The sequence below is a fragment of the Mycobacterium stomatepiae genome, from assembly GCF_010731715.1.
GTDB lineage: Bacteria > Actinomycetota > Actinomycetes > Mycobacteriales > Mycobacteriaceae > Mycobacterium > Mycobacterium stomatepiae.
Genome location: NZ_AP022587.1, coordinates 5,550,011 through 5,564,921, shown reverse-complemented (window position 1 = coordinate 5,564,921; position 14,911 = coordinate 5,550,011). Strand labels below are relative to the sequence as shown.

Genomic DNA, 14,911 nt, shown 5'->3' with positions numbered 1-14,911 from the left:
GCGCTACGGGTGTGGCAAAACGGGTGCGGATGGCGGCAGGGACGGACCCGGGCCGCCGGGTCGCATCATGCCGCCCGGGCCCATCATCCCGCCCGGCCCCATCATGGGACACCCCGTCGTCCCGGGATGCATCGGCCATCCATCACGGTCCCAGCCGTGATCGCGGCCCGAGGACCAACCAAATATGACGCCCGAGAAGAAAATCACCGCAACGACGAAAACCACACCGGCAGCGATGAGTACCCAGGCAGCGGCCTGACCAAGCCGGCTGGGCCGGTCGTGCCGATCAGCGGGATGAAGGTGGTCCGTCGCGCTGGCGCCGCGCCCGGCCTCCAATTCAGATTCATCCGTCATGATTCGAATGATGGCGCACGGTTGCGTCTTCACGGTAGGGACCATCGGCCCTAAAACTGCTCCCCATCGCCGGGACCGGCGTCTTTGCCACCCCGATACGTTCCTGGCACTTGGGCGCGTCGGCGGCCTCCCCCAGAAGGAGAGAGCGAACCAGGCGACGCGGTCCGAAAGGCCGCAGCATAGAGCTGGCCGGACGTGGGCGCACTATGTGCGGCCACCAGAACCACCGCCCCAGCAGCGCCGCAATCGACGGTGTCATGAGCGAGCGGACGACCAGCGTGTCGAACAACAGGCCGAGGCCAATCGTGGTGCCGGCCTGGCCGATCGAGCGCAGGTCGCTGGCGGCCATCGACATCATGGTGAAGGCGAAAACCAGCCCCGCCGCCGTGACGACACCGCCGGTCTCCCCCATCGACCGGACGATGCCGGTCCTGAGCCCCGCCCCGATCTCCTCCTGGAACCGTGACACCAGCAGCAGGTTGTAGTCCGATCCCACAGCCAGCAGGATGATGAATCCGAACACCGGAGCGATCCAGTTCAAGTCCAGGCCGAAGAGGTGTTGCCACACCAGTACCGACAGTCCGAACGCGGCGCCCAGCGACAGCAGCACCGTCCCGACGATCACCAGCGACGCCACCAGGGCTCGAGTGATAATCACCATCACTACGAAAATCAATGTCAGAGCGGCGATTCCGACGATCAACAAGTCATACCGGGAGCCCGCCTGGATGTCACGGTATATCGCCGCGGTCCCGGCGAGGGAGAACTTGGCGTCGGTCAACGTCGTGCCCTTCACCGCCTGATGCGCGGCATTCAGCTCAGGCTTGACCGCGGCAATGCCTGCCGGGGTTGCCGGGTCGGCGTCGTGGGTGATGATAAAGCGCGCCGCCTTGCCGTCCGGCGACAGGAAGAGTTTCAATCCGCGCTGAAAGTCGGCATTCTGGAACGCTTCTGGCGGCAGGTAGAAGTAGTCGCCACTCCTGGAAGCGTCAAAGGCCTGGCCCATCGCGCTCGCTGTATCAGTCATCTGCGCCATCTGTGTGACCAGACCAGAGAAGCTGCTGTGCATCGTGAGCAGAGTGCCCCGCATGGACGTCGCGACGGCGATCATCGGCGGGAACTGCGCCAGCATCTGTGGCATTATCGCGTCGACATCGCCCATGTCGTTGATCAGCGTGCTCATGTTCCCGCTGAACTTGTCCACACCGTCGATCGCCTCAAACACCGACCTGGAAGCCCAGCACACCGGGATGTTGAAACAATGTGGCTCCCAATACAAATAGCCGCGAAACGGCCTCGCGAAATCGTCGAAGTCCGCCAGGTGGTCGCGCATCTCGTCCAGGGTGGCCTGCATCTCGTGCATGTCGCCGATCATGTGATGAGTCGCGCCGCTCATCTGCGCAAGCAAGCCCTGCATTCGCTGCATCGAGACGATCATGGCGCCGAGATCGTCGCTCATCTTGAGCATGTCCGCCGTGCGGTCCCTCATGAACTGAATGTTCTGCTGGATCGTAATCGACTGGGCGCTGATCTGGAACGGTATGGAGGTGTGCTCGATCGGCCCACCCAACGGCCGGGTGATGCTCTGCACCATCGCGATACCGGGCGAACGAAAGACGTCTTTGGCGAGCCTGTCCAGGATGATCATGTCGCCGCTGTTCCGCATGTCGTGGCCGCTTTCGATCATGAGGATGTCGGGATTCATTGTCGCGGCACTGAAATGGCGCTCTGCGGCCGCGTACCCGACGTTCGACGGCAGGTTTCCGGGTATGTAGTAGCGGTCGCTGTAGCTGATTTTCATGCTCGGCATGATTAGGATGCCGACGATTGCGACGGCCAGCGAGGCCGCGAACACCGGTCCGGGCCAGCGCACGGTAGCGGTGCCGATGCGCCGCCACCCGCGCGTCTTGATCATCCTTCTCGGGTCGAGCAAACCGAACCGGGAAGCCACGGCAACCACGGCCGGTGCGGCGGTCATGGCTCCAGCGACGACGACGAGCAGCCCCAGAGCGGACGGAATGCCCAGCGCCTTGAAATACGACAGCCGCGCGAAGTAGAGACAGAAGGTAGCTCCAGCGATGGTCAACCCCGAGCCCAAGATGATGTGAGACGTCCCGCGGAACATCGCGTACCAGGCCGTTTCTCGATCCTGGCCTGCTTGGCGCGCTTCCTGGTACCGCCCGATGAGAAATATCGCGTAATCGGTTCCCGCCGCGATCGCCAACGAAGACAGCATGGCGACGACGAACGTCGAGAATCCCAACAATTCGTTGTTCCCGAGCAGTGCGACAAGCCCTCTGGCCGTGCCCATCTCGAAACCGACCATCACGAGAACAAGAAGCACCGTACTGATCGAGCGGTAGGCGATGAAAAGCACGATCATGATGACCACACCCGTGACGCCCATCATCTTGAACATGCTTTTGTCGGCGGCTTCGTTCATGTCCGTCGTCAGCGGTGCCGGGCCGGTGACGTAAACCTTGAGCCCCTTGGGGGGCTCTGACCCATTGACGATCTTCCGCACCGCGTCGACGGACTGGTTGCCCAGGGTGCTGCCCTGGTTGCCGGCCAGATTGAGTTGGACGTAAGCGGCCTTGCCGTCGCGGCTCTGGACTCCGGCGGCGGTCAGGGGATCTCCCCACACGTTCTGGACATGCTGCACGTGCTGAGGATCGGCCTGCAGCTTTTTCACCAAGCCGTCGTAATAGCGGTGCGCCTCGTCGCCGAGATCTTTGTCGCTCTCCAGGACAATCATCACGATGCTATCGGAGTCCGACTCGTGGAACGTCGCACCGATGCGCTTGGCGGCGATCATCGCCGGAGCATCTTGGGGGGACATGGTCACCGCGTGGTTTCGCGCGACCGACTCGATCGGCGGCACAAGCACATTCAGCGCGACGGTCAGAAGTAGCCATCCGATGATGATGGGCCAGGCAAACCTGCGGACGAACCGCATGAATCTCGGACGAGTATCGCTATCGGCGCTCATGCGGCTTTCACCAAACAGGATGTTTGTGCGTCGCGCCCGGTAGCGGATTTATCGTCCTTGACCTCGCCGTTGACCGTGATGCGGCACCCGATGTTGTCGCTGTTGCCCTGCGCCACCACGCTTGCGAGCACCGCCGGCACCGTCGTGGTGATCGCCACGGTCCAGGGCAAGCTGGTGAAGTCCGCCCGTTCGGGCTGGGCCTTGTTGTCGAGGTAACTCACACTCCCCGACGCATCGCTGGGTCCGTAGACCTCGTAGGTCACCCGCTTGACGTGCGATGGCTCCAGGGGCTCGGCACTACGACCCGTTTCCCCGAAAATCGCGTCGGAGCCGAAAACCCCGCGCAGGCGCTCGACGGCGATGCCGCCGAACGCGATCGCGACCACGACGACGATCGGTACCCACGTTCGTTTCAGAAAGGTCAACATCGGTGTCTTCGCTCTCATTGCCGCGTGCTATCAGTTTCGGGCCGGGTCGGTGCAGCAAGCAGGGCCGTTCGGCCTCGATTTGAATGGTCTTTCGGGTCCATCGAGACGGCGCCGTACCCGCGCGCAACTGGCGGGAAGCGAAAACTCCGGGCCCCACGCACGTCAACCTCCTCGCTCACCCGCAGATCAGAAGCCATTTATACCCTACGGGGTATAGTATAGCAATCGCCGGTCGCCGTCGACACATCAATGGATGGACCTAGCACACCCTGACGCGCAGCAAGCAGCCGTGTGACGTCCGGACGTCACACGGCTGCGCTAATCGATGGATTTGTCAGGCCAGCGCGAGGAAGAGCTTCTCCAGCTCGTCTTCCGTCAACGGCTTTTTGCCCTTTGCGGCTTTCCCGGTTGTGCATTCGCGCATACCCGTGGCGACGATCTTGAATCCGGCGCGATCGAGCGCGCGCGACACGGCGGCGAGCTGCGTGACCACGTCCTTACAGTCCCGGCCCTGCTCGATCATCGAGATCACGCCCGCCAGCTGTCCCTGCGCACGGCGCAACCGATTGAGTACCGCGGCAATACTGTCTTCGTCACCAACCATTACCGTCCCCTTACCTGTTACACCACAATATAGAGCATTATCCCCCTGGGGGTATTTCCGGACGCCGGGTCGTCGCGGCTTCACACCCGGCACCGGACGCCGTATGTCGCCGAGCGTGCACTGGTGGCGGGGCACGCCGGACAACACCGCCAGCAGTGCACGTTCGGCACCAGGGTAGGAAATTACGAGACCTGCTTCACCGGCGGTGAGTAGTTGGGCTTGCCCAACCCGAGCGTGTACTGCCCGATCATGTTCCGGAACACCTCGAGGGTGCCGCCGTAGATTCCGACCAGAGGCGCGAAACGGTAGGCGTATTCGGCGCTGCCGTCATCGGCGGCCCCGTCGGTGCCGAACGGCAGTGTCGATGCCGCGCCGTGGATGTCCATCAGGTCCGGGGAGATGTCGCGCATCGTCTGGGCGATGGCCACCCGCCCGTAGATGTTCGGCGACGACAACGCCGCCTCCAAGCGGGCGATGCTGCGACCCAGCCGATACGCGATCGAACCATCGTCGACCAGCTTGCGCCCGTTGGGATCCTGCCGGGTCACGGCCGCCACGGCGTGGTCGACGGCTGTCGACATCGAACCAGCCTGGTGCATCATGATCGAGGTGTCCTGCAATCCGTCGGGCGCGGCGGCGACCGCGCCGTGCTCGGTGTTGAGCGGCTCGCGCAGCACGGTCCAGCCGGCGTTCACCTCGCCCAGCCGGTACTTGTCGTCGACGCGGACATCGCTGTAGTACACGATGTTGGTCCGATCGCCGTCGACAGTGCGGATGCCCTGGATCTCGATGCCCGGCAAGTCCAACGGCACCAGAAACATGGTCAGGCTCTTGTGCTTTGGTGCATCTGGAGCGGTGTTGGTGATCAGCAAAACGTACTGGCAGTTGTGCGCACCGGTGGTGAACATCTTCGAACCGTTGATCACCCAGCTTCCATCTCCTGAGTCGTCGCGCACTGCGCGGGTCTTGCAGGTCGCGACGTCGGAGCCGCCCTCGGGTTCGGTGTAACCGAGGCAGAGCCGGACCTCGCCGGTGAAGACTCGCGGCATCACCTCGTCCTGCAGCTCGGCCGATCCGAATCTCGCGACCGAGCGCGCCACCATGGCGGTCGTGCCCCAGGTCACCCACGGCACGTGGGCGCGGCGCTTCTCCAGTTCCCAGATGCGCCGGCGCAGCCGGGTGAATCCGCCATCGGATTCCGGTTTCCATTCGCACGCCAGATAACCCGCGGCTCCCAGGGCCAGGTGCACGCCCTCGTCGAAGTTGTCACCGGTCTCGCGATCGCGGCGCCGAACATCCTCGGTCACCAGGGTTTTGAGAAGTTCACGCACTTCGTCGCGGAACGCGGTGTCCTCGTCGGATAGCTCCACCCGGGAGAAGTCCATGTGTTACTCCTGTCCTAGACGCCCACGGCCGCGCTCTCGCGCGCGGTCACGATCTCGGCGACCCGCTTGGCGGTGGCACCCGGGTCCCCGGCCGCGAGCGGCCATCCACGGGCCCGCACCAGGTAGGCCGTCGCTGCAGCTTCGGCCGAAACACCAAGCCCACCTTGGATATGCACTGCCATCGTGGCCGCCTTGGCGGCCTCTTCGGCCATGAACACGAACGCCGACGGCGCCAACTCGGCTCGCTCGCCGGGTTCGTTGTCCAGGAACCAGGCCGCCCGCCGGACCAGGTTGCGTCCGCCCTGGACGGTGATGGCCATGTTGGCCAGCGGATGCGAAATAGCCTGCAGCGTCGAGATCGGGACGCCCAATGTGTAACGTGTCTTGGAGAATTCGGCCGCGATCGTCATCGTCTCCTCGACGAGGCCGACCAGGGCCGACGCGGTCAGCAACCGCCATTCATCCAGCGCGAGTTCATAGTTCGCGATCGCCTCGGGCCCCTTCGCGACGACGGTGCGGGTGTCGGCGTTGGCCGGATCGACCCAGGCCATCGGCAGCCGACCGAGATTGTCGACCTTGGTCGGCCGGGTCCCGAACGTCAGGCGCGCCACCTCGTCACCATCGCGAACGACGATGTGGTCGGCGATCGATCCGGTCGGGATCAGGCGGAGGCCCGGTGCGCCGTCGATGCGCGCATCGATCCCCGCGAGTTGTTCGCCGTCCGCGATGCCGGCGGTGTCGGCGCCCAGGGCTCCGAGGCGGCCCAATAGCCGCGCGGCGCACACGTGATCGACCCACGGAACCGGCGCGATACAGCGCCCGATCTCCTCGGCCACCAACGTGAGGTCGACGAGTGTCGCGCCGTCGCCGCCGCAGGACTCGGGCAGCGCCATCGTCGTCGCACCCATCGCGCACAACCGCTCCCACAGGTTCTTGTCGAACCCGGAAGCCTCCGCGGCGCGGACTGTTTCGATGGAGCAGTGGGTCTTGAAGAATTGCTTGTACGCATTCTGCAGATCCACATGATGATCGGACAGGCTGTAGTCCAGTCTGCGCAGCTCGAAGCGGTCCATCTCAGTTGCTCCTGTCGTATCTCAGGCTCGGTCGCCGAAGAAAAACTCTTGTGCGTTGTTGTACAGGTAGTTACCCAGCACCTCTGCGGGCAGGTCGAGCGCGCGCTTCGGGCAGCACTCGACGCATTCGCAACACCGGCCAGTCCGACGCGTAGATGACCTTGTTAGGGCCGCGGGTGCGCATGTAGTGCAGCAGACTTTCGGGTAACCGCTTGGGCGACCAGGCCGAGGTCATCAGCCGAAGGTTCGCATATTTGAGCAGCAGCCGGATCGCGACATCCCACCACGGATCGGCGCCATGGATCATGCACAGCTTGAGTTCCGGAAACCGCACGCACACCCGGTCGAGATGGATGGGGTTCTGCACCTCGCCGGGGATCGGCGGCCCCGGAATGCCGGTGTTCACGCACAGCGGCAAGCCCAGCTCCGCACACTTGGCGTACAACGGGTAGTAGACGGCATCGCTGGGCGGGTACTGGCCGTCGCCCCAAAAGCTGGGTCCCACTACGGCATACGCGACCGGCAGGTCGCGCACGAGGGCGGCCAGTTCCCGCAACGGCCCCACCGGACGCAGCAGATTGACGCCCCCCATGGCCAGCGCGAACCGTTCCGGCTTGGCCTCGACGAACTTGCGTGCGGTGGTCGACGGGCTGGCCAGGTTGTCCATCAGGATGGCCTTCTGCACTCCCTGCTCATCCATCTCGTTGAGCAGCTCGGACAGGTCGGCGGGCGCGAACATCGACTGTGGGCCCTTGAAATAGTCGTCGCGGACCTTGAGCATCCAGGTGGGCTGGGAGTCGACCTCACCGAAGTGCACATTGACCAGGCAGTCAATCGCTTTGTCGGTCATGCGGATCCTTCTGCTTCGGCGCCGGCCAGCACGGCAGCCGGAAGCTGTCCCGCAGCAGTTTGTTTGGCCCAGCGGTAGTTCGGTTTGCCATTGCCGAGTCGCTGGATCTGGTCGACCAGCAGGATTGCCTTGGGTGCTTTGAAGTGAGCCAGCTGCGATTTGCACAGGATGGCCAACTCGACTTCGTCGACGACGCCGGCCTCGGGCGCCACGGCGACCAGCGCGACGACTTCCTGGCCCCACCGCTCGCTGGGCCGCCCGACCACCAACGCGTCGGCGACGCCGGGGTGGTTGCGCAGCACCTCTTCGACCTCTTCGACGAAGACCTTTTCGCCGCCGGTGTTCACCACCAACGAATCGCGTCCGTACAGGCGAAGGGACCCGTCCGACTCGATGCTCGCCCGGTCGCCGGCGATCACCACCCGGGTACCGTCGATCTCGGGGAAGGTGCGCTCGGTGGCGTCGGCATCGTCGAAGTAGCCCAACGGAATCCGGCCACTGCGCGCTACCCAGCCGATCTCGGGATCACCGGGTGCCAAGAACCTGGTGCGATCATCCGAGACCACCGCTCCGCCCTCGCGAAGCACGAAAGTCTCACTTTGTTTACCGCGCTGGCTGTGCCCGAACCCCATGTTCCCGGATTCCGACGAGCCGTAGCCGTCGATGATGGTGACCTGGGGCAGCTTGTCCATCAACGCACGCTTGAACTTCGGATTCGTTGCGGCCCCACCGGTGCCGATCGCGTACAACGACGACAGATCGTAGGTGCCTCGTTGCAACTCGGCGACCAGCGGGCCGGCATAGGCATCGCCGACCATCGTCATCATGCCGACCCGTTCACGCTCGGCGGTCTGCCACACCGAGCGCACGTCGAGTTTGCCCCGGCCGTCGTAGAGCACGGCCGTGTATCCGTTCATGATCGCCGAGAACGCGGTCCACATGCCGGCGGCATGCATCAGTGGCGAGACCGCGAACCACGCCTGGCCGCCCCCGCGCACCTTCGCGTGGATCTCGTCGACGCTGGCATGATCTGCTGCGGCCATCGACGCCACGTACATGTCGGCTTGGCGCCACAACACTCCTTTGGGACGGCCGGTGGTACCGCCGGTGCACACCATGATCAGGTCGTCCGGCGATCCCGGAGCCGGGTTTCCCGAACCGCCTTGCGCCAGAGCATCTTCCAGCGATACCGCGCCGGGTAGTTCGGCTGCACCGCTGCCGTCGTCGATCGAGATCAGCAATTCGGCACCGTCCGACGGCAGTACCTCGGCACACCGCGCGCCGAGCGAGGAGTGATAGATGATGCCGCGGGGCCGCACATGGGAGAACAGGTCGGCGATCTCCCGAGGCGAATAGCTGTAGTTCACATTGACCGGGACCACCCGGGCTTTCAGGCACGCGATTACCGCGTCCGGGTACAGGTCGTTGTACATCAGCAGCGCGACACGATCCTGACCGCATTCCCAACGGTTCAGCGTGTCCCGCTCGCGGTTCACGCCGAAGCCGTTGGCGCTCAAAACGTTTGCTAGCCGGCTGGTTCGGCTCGCCGATTCGGCGAAGGTGCTGCGACGGGCCCCGCATACCGTCATCACGCGGTCGCCGATAACGTCGGCGATGGCGTCGAAAGCCGCTCCGACGGTCCATTCGCTCACTGGCGGGGCCGCCTAGGCCGCCACGACGGCTTTGGCGCCGAGCAGATCTAACGCATTGTCGCGCATGATCTTCCGGATATCCTATTCGCTGAAAGCGGTCAGTTCCCCGGTGATCGACACCGGCGACTCGAGGCCTTCGCCGTGTGGCCAGTCCGAGCCGAACAAGATCTTGTCGACACCGATGACCTCGGCCAGCTCCGGCAGGTCGTCCTCGTAGTACGGGGCGATCCACACGTTGATGCGCAACTGCCCCACCGGATCCTCGGGGAAATCGCGCGGCTGGGTGTTAGCCGCCTTCTTCAGCCGCTTGACCAGACGATGCACGAAGTACGAACCGTTTTCGATGCTGACCGCCTTCAGTTCCGGATGGCGGGTGAACACGCCGTGCACGATCATCGAGGCCATCGTGTCGTGGATCGCGCGGTCGTCGAGCAGCACGTTGTCCAACGGATCCTTAGCGCCGAACCCTTCGAACGTCGACTTGCCGCCCCATGCCGCCGCGATGTGCAAATAGCCGCTGTCGCTGAGGTGAAAACCGACCGGCACGCCCGCCTCGGCCAACCGCGCCCACACCGGGTCATGGCTGGGATGTCCCAACGACCGCGGCTTGACCACGCCGGGCACCGGCGCCGGGCGCACCAGCACCAGTTTGGCGCCGCGGGCCAACACGAAGTCGACCTCTTCGAGCGCCTTGGCCGGATCAGCCAGCGAGATGATCGGCGCGCTGATGATCCGGCGGTCGGGCCGATCGAAACCCCAGTCCTCGTCGAGCCACAGGTTGAACGCGTGCACCGACGCCATCGTCGCATCGATGTCGTGCTTGAGCGCCTCCTCGACCCCACACCCGAATGTCGGGAGCATGAACATCGTTTCGACGTCCTGGGTGTCCATCACCGTGATGCGGGCGTCACGGTTCTGGTACTCGGGGTGTTCGGAGAGCCGCTCGACCTTCATCAGTGAGGCCGGGTCGACGCCTTCGGGAATCTCGCCGCGGAACAACAGATCCAGGCAGCCAGGAACGATGATCGGGTCGAAGGTCGGGTTCGGAATGAAGTTGTTGACCCGGCCTCCGATCACGGCCAAGGTGCGCTTGCCTTGGGTGACCATCTGCACGCCGCGAGTCTTGAACGCCTTGTCGAGGTGGCGGGTGAAGGCATCCAGCGGTTCGTAGTAGTGGTTGTCGACGTCAATCGCCTTGTAGCTCAAGCTACTCATGATCATCCCTTCGGAGGCGCTAAGCGTCTGTTGGGCGCAGCGCAGAAAACTGCGGGGTCCGCTTCTCGAGAAAGCACGTGATCCCTTCGATGACATCCGGCCGCGACATCGCTTCGTGCACCAGGATTTCGGAGCGATTGTGCGCGTCCACGACATCGCGGATGTCGTCGGCGTAGACCTGCCGTTTGACCACCGCCATCGACGCCGGCGAGCAGTTGGCGGCCATGTCCTCGGCATACTCCAGGACACGCTTCATCAGGTCGTCGGCCGCCACCACCTCTTTGACCAATCTCAGCTCGGCGGCCTCCTCGGCGAGAAACGTGCGCGCGCTCAGCAAGAGGTCGAGCGCGATTCCCATGCTGGTCAGGCGGGGCAGGATCCACGAGATGCCGAATTCTGCGATCAGGCCCCGGCGCGCGAACACCGCACCGAACTTGGCCCCGGCGGCGGCGAACCGGACGTCGCACATCAACGCCTGGGTCAAGCCGATGCCGACACAGGCACCGTTGATGGCCGCGATGACCGGCTTGCGCAACGTGGTCACAAAATGCGGCGGCCGTTCGCCGACCAAGTCAGCGAGATTCGTCTGCCCGGCATTCTCCATCGATTCGCTGACCTTCGCCGCCCCGCCGCCCGGTGCGCCCAAATACGCACCGGCGCAGAACCCTCTGCCCCGACCGGTCAGCACGACCACCCGGACGGCGGGATCGGATTCGGCGCGGTCGATACCGGCATAGAAGCCGGCGGCGATGTCGGGGCCCCACGCGTTGAGGCGGTCCGGCCGATTGAACGTCAGGATCGCGACGCCGCTGTCCGTGGCCTCGTAGAGCACCGCATCGTCGGCTCGACAGTCCTGGGAGGCACCGTCGTTGCCGGACATTCTCCGCGACACCTCCTCATGCTTGTGACGACGGATTTCAGTGGGCTTTGTACCCATACTGTATACCTATCGGTACTGCATTCCACAACTGTTCGTGCGACCCCGTGAACCCAGGCCAAACAGCGAATTTCACCGATGCTGAACGCCCATCGGCGACGGCGACTGGCTGCGGAAATCCCAGCAACGAATTCGCAGCCCGTGTTTGGGATGGCGACTCCCCGGGTTACCGACAACAGAACGCCGATATCCGGGAGCTGAGGGGTTTGTTAGTGAAGTCGACAGCAAAAGCGGTTGTGCATCGCCTGAAGCAGGCGCGGTCAGCCGTAATGAAAATCGAGGCGACGCTGGCCGGTGTTCAGTTCCTGCTGGCGCTGGGACCGGCGGGTGTGGCGATCGCGCTCGTCTGGTGGGCGCGGCGGCGCCGAAACAGCGGCGAGCGCGCGCCCACGGATGAGTCGGCGCCGCACATCGCGGATGCCGAGGCGACCGCGACGACGGCGAAAACGCCGGTGAACGCCGCTGCCAACGGGCATGCGCACTGATTCTGTGGCGAGCGCCACGTCCGGATCGTGGTTTCTGCGATCGGGTGATCGGGAAGAGGTAGTCAGGCACCCACTAGGCAGGAGGAGGGAAACGCCGATGGTTGACATCATCCGAGGCGTGGTGGACGACGTCGTGGGCAAGGCCAAGGAAGTAGTCGGCACCGTCGCGGGCCGCAACGACTGGATCACCGAGGGTCAGGCGCAGCAGGACAAAGCCGAGGCGCTGCGCAATGCCACGAAGAAGGAAGCTCAAGCCGACAAGGCTCGTGCCGAGGCGAAGATTCACGAGGCACGCCAGCGCGCCGAGCAAAACTAGCCAACGCGCCTGCTGCGCAGGGCCCGGTCACCCTGGGTGGCCGGGCCTTCGCGTGGGCGTGCGGCACAAGGTTTTCCGGCAGGTCTCTACCCGCCGACGAGTCCGAGCCGGCGATATGCCGTTTCGATCTGGGCCTTGGCCTCGGCCGGCAATTCCGCCTGCGGAGGCCGCGAATGCGGGTACGCGCCTATCGGCAGGCCCAGCAGCGAGGCGGCGTATTTGAAAGCCCCGCCCCAGTGAGTGAAGTAATCGGATCGTCCCGGGTAGCAGGTCCACCACGATCCGATGTCCAGATCGAATTGGTCCATCCCGGACTCGCGCCCGTAGTCCATTGCCTCGAGCAGCTTGTCGTTGAGGATCAGTTCCCAATACTCGGAGAACTGCCGCCGCTGCGGTGTCTCGAAAAGATAACCAGCGGTGCCCAATTGGGCCGGGCAGACGATTCCCGCCCGCAACCACCCGGCGCGATACACCGTCCTGTCGCATTCCCATACCGCCAGACCGGGCGCCAATTCGTGCAGCCGGCGGCTGGCCTCGGGTCGGAAGGCGCCCTCCTTGGTGGCGCACACGGCGGGCACCTCTTCGTAGATCCGGGCGCTTTCGGCCGGGGTCAACACATAGCCCGACGACGGAGAATTGAACATCCCGAGTGCGATATCCGTCCGCGCGGCAATGTATTTGAAGAATCGCAGCACGCCTTCGCCCCCGTGGGCCTCCATCATCGGGGTCTGGATGTAGGCGATATCGGCGCCCGCCTGCGCAGCGTGCTGCGTCAAATCCAGACAGTCCTTGGGTGCCGTGGCGGCCGTACAGGCCTGCACCACGACGTCGGGGTTGATGGCGCGGGCTTCCTCGATCGCCACTTCCAGCAAGCGTTTCCGCTCGCCGATGGTGAGCGACCAGAATTCGGCGATTCCGCTGGTACACCACAGCATCGGGTGCCCGAGATCACCGACGCAGTAACGCACCAGAGTCCGGTACGCATCCCAGTCGATGTCCTCGCCGTCGGTGCCGCAGAACGGTGTGTAGAGCGAGTCGCCGATTCCGCGCAATGCTCCGCGCGCCCAGGTGCGCGCCTCAGCAGCTGTCGCCACAGTTCACTCCTTTTGCCGCTGTGTCGAGTGCGCCGAAAAGTCGACGACGCGTGCCCACTGCGCTTTACGCAGCAGGGGAAGCGCCGCGCGCACGCAGCGCACCATCCCCATCACGCCTTCTTCGACAGACTGACGCCACTGGTCGTCGGTGAGGTCTTCGAAGCTGCCCGCCGCTCCCGGGCCGACCGTATTGATCAGTACGTTGAGTTCGCCGTTCCATCGGGCGGAAATTTCGGCGAATACTTTGTCCACCGCCGCGGAGTGACCGATGTCGGCCGCGAATCCCAGGGCCTCCGGACTGCCACGGTCGGTGAGATCGGTCACTGCGCTGTCGAGGGAGGTTTGAGTTCGGCCGACCACCGCCACCCGCGCGCCGTCTTCGGCCAGGCAACGCGACGCGGCCAAACCCATACCGCGACTACCACCAACAACTACCGCTGTCGCATTCGCCAGGCCTAGATCCATGGCGACATCCGCGGCTCATGCGCTGCGGCAGCCAATGGCTTGCGTCCGGTCATCTTTGCCCGTCCAGCTTCATATACCAAAAAGCCTACGATAGGTATTACAGTAACAGATGGAAATGCGTACGAGGCGCCGGTTGAAGGCCACGCCAGAATGGCGACACGCCTACATATACGCAGGTGGGAGCATATCTGCCGAGTAGATTTGATTCAATCGGTGGCACCGTTGCAGACCGTACGCACAGGATACATTTTGATGGAGGTGCCCGTAGTGGCAAAGCAGGCAACCGCTGATAAGCGTCAAAGACGTGAACGCGGATCCATCAACCCCGACGACATCATCAGCGGCGCATTCGAACTCGCGGAGCAGGTCTCGATCGACAATTTGAGCATGCCGCTGCTCGGCAAACACCTCGGCGTCGGCGTTACCAGCATTTACTGGTACTTCCGCAAGAAGGACGACTTGCTCAACGCGATGACCGACCGCGCCCTGAGCAAGTATGTGTTCGCCACTCCCTATGTCGAGGCCAGCGATTGGCGCGAAACCCTGCGCAATCACGCGCGCTCGATGCGTAAGACGTTCATGGGCAATCCAATTCTGTGCGACCTGATTTTGATTCGCGCCGCGCTGAGCCCCAAGGCGGCCCGAGTGGGCGCCGTGGAGATGGAGAAGGCGATCTCCAATCTGGTCGAGGCCGGCCTCACGCCCGAAGACGCCTTCGACACCTATTCGGCGGTTTCGGTGCACGTCCGCGGCTCGGTGGTGCTGCAACGGCTGTACGAAAAGAACCAGTCCTCCGACGTCGGCCCGCGCGCCATCGAAGACACCGTTGCCATCGACCCCGAAAAGACCCCGCTGCTCGCCCAGGTGAGCCGGATTGGTCACCGAATCGGCGCACCGGATGAAACCAATTTCGAGTACGGCCTCACCTGCATCCTCGACCACGCCAGCCGGTTGATCGAGGAGGGATCGAAAGCCGCCAAGTCGACAACGTCGCGGCCGCGCAAGGCGACGAAGTCATCTTCGCGACCCAAGACGACCGCGCGCCGCTAGCGCGAATCCGGTTG

12 protein-coding genes and 3 pseudogenes are annotated in these 14,911 nt (G+C 64.0%); 3 read left to right on the top strand and 12 right to left on the bottom strand.

Annotated features, from left to right (window positions below; all coding sequences use genetic code 11):
- Nucleotides 1-3: 3 nt before the first annotated feature.
- The 10 genes and pseudogenes from G6N54_RS26480 to G6N54_RS26435 form a co-directional block, all read right to left on the bottom strand.
- The gene (locus G6N54_RS26480; protein ID WP_163788003.1) at nt 4-354 is read right to left on the bottom strand and encodes a hypothetical protein; all 351 of its coding nucleotides are present in this window, start codon (nt 352-354) and stop codon (nt 4-6) included.
- Nucleotides 344-3,343 carry an MMPL/RND family transporter gene (locus G6N54_RS26475; RefSeq protein ID WP_232073027.1) on the bottom strand — a complete coding sequence of 1,000 codons (3,000 nt, stop codon included), beginning with the start codon at nt 3,341-3,343 and terminating at the stop codon, nt 344-346. Before G6N54_RS26475 ends, G6N54_RS26480 begins: the two co-directional genes overlap by 11 nt.
- Nucleotides 3,340-3,771, bottom strand: a complete 432-nt coding sequence (locus G6N54_RS26470) for an MmpS family transport accessory protein (protein WP_163794997.1) — start codon at nt 3,769-3,771, stop codon at nt 3,340-3,342. The genes G6N54_RS26475 and G6N54_RS26470 overlap by 4 nt, the downstream gene beginning before the upstream one ends.
- A gap of 334 nt (nt 3,772-4,105) precedes the next feature.
- Entirely contained in the window at nt 4,106-4,375 is a 270-nt protein-coding gene (locus tag G6N54_RS26465; RefSeq protein WP_090604920.1) for a metal-sensitive transcriptional regulator, read from the bottom strand.
- Between the two features lie 182 nt (nt 4,376-4,557).
- Nucleotides 4,558-5,760 (bottom strand): acyl-CoA dehydrogenase family protein, encoded by a 1,203-nt coding sequence (locus tag G6N54_RS26460; protein ID WP_163793427.1) that lies wholly within the window; start codon nt 5,758-5,760, stop codon nt 4,558-4,560.
- Between the two features lie 14 nt (nt 5,761-5,774).
- On the bottom strand, nt 5,775-6,833 hold the full coding sequence (locus G6N54_RS26455; RefSeq protein WP_163793425.1) for an acyl-CoA dehydrogenase family protein: 1,059 nt from the start codon (nt 6,831-6,833) through the stop codon (nt 5,775-5,777).
- 21 nt (nt 6,834-6,854) lie between these two features.
- Nucleotides 6,855-7,683 (bottom strand): annotated as a pseudogene (locus G6N54_RS26450) (amidohydrolase family protein).
- Nucleotides 7,680-9,335 carry an acyl-CoA synthetase gene (locus G6N54_RS26445; RefSeq protein ID WP_163793423.1) on the bottom strand — a complete coding sequence of 552 codons (1,656 nt, stop codon included), beginning with the start codon at nt 9,333-9,335 and terminating at the stop codon, nt 7,680-7,682. The pseudogene G6N54_RS26450 and the gene G6N54_RS26445 overlap by 4 nt, the downstream one beginning before the upstream one ends.
- A gap of 12 nt (nt 9,336-9,347) precedes the next feature.
- Nucleotides 9,348-10,550: pseudogene (locus tag G6N54_RS26440) on the bottom strand (amidohydrolase family protein).
- Between the two features lie 19 nt (nt 10,551-10,569).
- On the bottom strand, nt 10,570-11,430 hold the full coding sequence (locus tag G6N54_RS26435; protein ID WP_163793421.1) for an enoyl-CoA hydratase: 861 nt from the start codon (nt 11,428-11,430) through the stop codon (nt 10,570-10,572).
- Nucleotides 11,431-11,756: 326 nt separating this feature from the next.
- Between G6N54_RS26435 and G6N54_RS26430 the strand changes: the two genes are divergently transcribed.
- Both G6N54_RS26430 and mbp1 read left to right on the top strand, forming a co-directional pair.
- The gene (locus G6N54_RS26430) at nt 11,757-11,972 is read left to right on the top strand and encodes a hypothetical protein (RefSeq protein ID WP_163793418.1); all 216 of its coding nucleotides are present in this window, start codon (nt 11,757-11,759) and stop codon (nt 11,970-11,972) included.
- Nucleotides 11,973-12,069: 97 nt separating this feature from the next.
- Nucleotides 12,070-12,288, top strand: a complete 219-nt coding sequence (gene mbp1, locus G6N54_RS26425; RefSeq protein ID WP_163793416.1) for a microaggregate-binding protein 1 — start codon at nt 12,070-12,072, stop codon at nt 12,286-12,288.
- Between the two features lie 86 nt (nt 12,289-12,374).
- Here mbp1 and G6N54_RS26420 read toward each other — a convergent pair whose 3' ends face one another.
- Entirely contained in the window at nt 12,375-13,382 is a 1,008-nt protein-coding gene (locus tag G6N54_RS26420; RefSeq protein WP_163793414.1) for a dihydrodipicolinate synthase family protein, read from the bottom strand.
- A 12-nt stretch (nt 13,383-13,394) separates the two neighbouring features.
- A pseudogene (locus G6N54_RS26415) lies at nt 13,395-13,847 on the bottom strand (SDR family NAD(P)-dependent oxidoreductase); the annotation flags it as partial.
- A gap of 252 nt (nt 13,848-14,099) precedes the next feature.
- Here G6N54_RS26415 and G6N54_RS26410 point away from each other — a divergent pair.
- Nucleotides 14,100-14,897, top strand: a complete 798-nt coding sequence (locus G6N54_RS26410) for a TetR/AcrR family transcriptional regulator (protein WP_163793410.1) — start codon at nt 14,100-14,102, stop codon at nt 14,895-14,897.
- Nucleotides 14,898-14,911: the final 14 nt, after the last annotated feature.